Source organism: Pseudomonas sp. HMWF006, assembly GCF_003061205.1.
Taxonomy (GTDB): domain Bacteria; phylum Pseudomonadota; class Gammaproteobacteria; order Pseudomonadales; family Pseudomonadaceae; genus Aquipseudomonas; species Aquipseudomonas monsensis.
On the sequence record NZ_QAIU01000386.1, the window covers coordinates 5476 to 8234 of the forward strand.

Annotated in this window: 2 protein-coding genes; one reads left to right on the top strand and one right to left on the bottom strand. The window is 60.6% G+C overall.

Features of this window, described 5'->3' with window-relative positions; genetic code table 11:
• Positions 1-1106, bottom strand: a 1106-nt coding sequence (locus DBR24_RS15900) for a TolC family protein (protein ID WP_371921299.1), incomplete at its 3' end; no start/stop codon positions are given.
• 532 nt (positions 1107-1638) lie between these two features.
• Between DBR24_RS15900 and DBR24_RS15905 the strand changes: the two genes are divergently transcribed.
• Positions 1639-2759: retention module-containing protein (locus DBR24_RS15905; protein WP_128615232.1), on the top strand; the 1121-nt coding region annotated here is incomplete at its 3' end.

Genomic DNA, 2759 nt, shown 5'->3' on the forward strand with positions numbered 1-2759 from the left:
TTGGTGGTCTCGGCGTATTCGCGGGCGGTCGGGGTCTGTTTCTTCGCGTTGACCATGGCGTTCCAGGCCAGGTGAATGTTCTCGTTCAACTGACGCAGGGCGTTGTTGCGGATGTCCATCGCCTGGTTGATCTGGTGCGCATCGGAGGCCAGACGGGCCTTGTCGCTGCCGCCACGGAACAGGTTGTAGTTCATGATCACGCCCACGCGCCATTCGTTGTCGTGGCCTTCATCACCTTGCACATTGTTGTTCGCACCCACCGCGGCTTCGGCATCGAAGCGTGGATAGAACGGCGACTTGGCGACTTCGTACTGGCTCTCGGCCGATTGCACGTCGGCCTGGGCGGATTTCAGGTACGGGTTGTTCTCGACCATGCTCTGCTGGGCTTCGGGCAGGCTGGCGGGCAATTCGCCGCGGGTCGAGGCCGGAGCTTCCAGCTCATCGGGCATGCGCCCGACCACGGCATAAAAGTTCGATTCGGCGTCGGCCAGATCGACTTCGGCGGTATCGAGGTTGTTTTGTGCCAGCGCCTTACGGGCCACCGACTGGTCGGAGTCGGCGGTGCTGCCGATGCCGCGCTGGGTGCGCAGGCCGATCTGATCGTTGACCCGCAAGTGCGCCTGCAGGTTGTTTTTGGCCAGGCTCACCAGTTCGCGACGCTTGAGCACTTCAAGGTAGACCTCGATGGTGCGCAGGGCCAGATCCTGGGCGGTGCCTTGCGCGTAGTACGCGCGCGAGTTGGACACACCCTTGGTGCGCTCGACCTCGTTGGCGGTGTTGAACCCGTCGAACAGCATCTGCCGCAGGCGCAGCTCGGACTGGGTGTAATTGAGGATGGCGGTGTGGTGATTACCGAGGGCCCGGGTGTTGGTGTTGTCGCTGTAGCCGCGACCATAAGCGGCGTTCAGATCGACGGACGGATAGAAGCCACCCCTGGCGACTTTCACTTGTTCGTCGGCCGACAGTTTTGCGTCCACGCGCGAGGCCAGTTCCGGGTGGGTGGCAATGGTGCTTTGGATCGCTTCGGTGAGGTTCATTGCCTGGGCTTGAGAAGTGCAAGCCATGGCCAGCAAAACCGCGCTGCAGAGGGGGGTTAGAACGCGCATGGGTGCATCTCCCTGAGTCCTGATGGTGTGTTACTGTCGCCAAATATTTGACGAACTTTTAAGGTGTAAGCGTTTCACTCTTGTAACAACAGAGCTAAGAACATCCTGAAGCGTAGCTAAGAAAAAATTTTCATAAGGCTTATGCCGAAAAAAACTTATGCGCTTGGCGAAAACCGGCACATTGTTCAGGACGAAAGCCTTTGTTTCATGCGCTTTAGGGAGCACAAAAAGGCTTGAGGAAAGTTCCATTCACTTTGCGACATACGGCGAAGTAATGCTGAAGGGGAGGGACGCGTAGCGGCAGATGAGCGACAGTTTTTTGTCACTCGGGTGATTCACCACCGTTACGTAGCGTTAGTGGGCGTATGGCTTTGATCAGGATGCGGAAGTGCTTGATAGCACTGATGTTTCCGAAAAAAGCCACCTGCGAAACGAACTGTTGAAGGTGCGAGCGTCGCCTCCAACAACCCGATTGAGCCATGGGCTGCTTCGCTTACCAGTGCCGACGGTGGTCGGCAGCGGAGGATTTCACATGGCAACGCTCATTGGCACAGTCACTAAAGTCATTGGCCAAGTTTTCGCTCAGTCGGCCGACGGTACTAAGCGCGCACTGGTTGAGGGGGATCGCCTGTTTGTCGGCGATCAACTGATCACCGGCGCGGAAGGCGCCGTCGCCGTTCATCTGCAAAACGGCCAGGAACTGACCCTCGGACGCGGCAGCAGCATGACCATGACCGGTGAACTGCTGGCGGGTCAGGCGGCGCATGTAAATGCCGCGGAGGCTGTGACACCGAGCGACGCGCAATTGACCGACGTCGAGCAGATCCAGAAAGCCATCGCCGCCGGTGATGACCCGAGCAAAACCGCTGAAGCCACCGCGGCCGGTCCGAATGCCCCGGGCGGCGCACCGGGAGAGGCGGGCGGCGGTCACAGTTTTGTCTTGCTGACCGAAGTCGGCGGACGCGTCGACCCGATCATCGGTTTCCCCACCGCCGGGTTCGGCGGTATTCCCGAATTCCCTGAAGAACGCCATAACGCGGTGATCGACAACGGCAATGACACCCCGGCTGTCGTGGTGCCGCCACCGGTGAACAATCCGGTGACCCTTACCGGCCTGAATGTGGCGGGCGGCGAACTGAACCTCAGTGAAGCCAATCTGCCTGACGGTTCGTCGGCCAACCCGGGCGCACTGACGCAAAGCGGCAGCTTCACCGTGTCGGCGCCGGACGGTCTGACCAGCCTGAGCATCGGCGGCATCAACCTGATCAACGGCGGCGTCGCGGTCGGGTTCCCGCAATCGGTCACCACGCAACTGGGCAACACCCTGACCATCACCGGTTACAACCCGGCGACGGGCGTGGTCACTTACAGCTACACCCTCAACGGCAACGAAAGCCACGCGGCCGGCGACGGCGCGAACAACCTCAGCGAACAGTTCACGGTGATTGCCGGCGACAGCAACGGCGACACCGCGACCGGCACGCTCGACGTCAACATCACCGACGACGTGCCGAAAGCGTTCGATGACAGCAATGGCACGGCGTCAGAGACTCAACTGACGCTGACCGGCAACGTCCTGACCAACGACGTGCAAGGCGCGGACCGCGTACCGACCGGGCCGGTAACCCCGGGCACGTTCACCGGGACGTACGG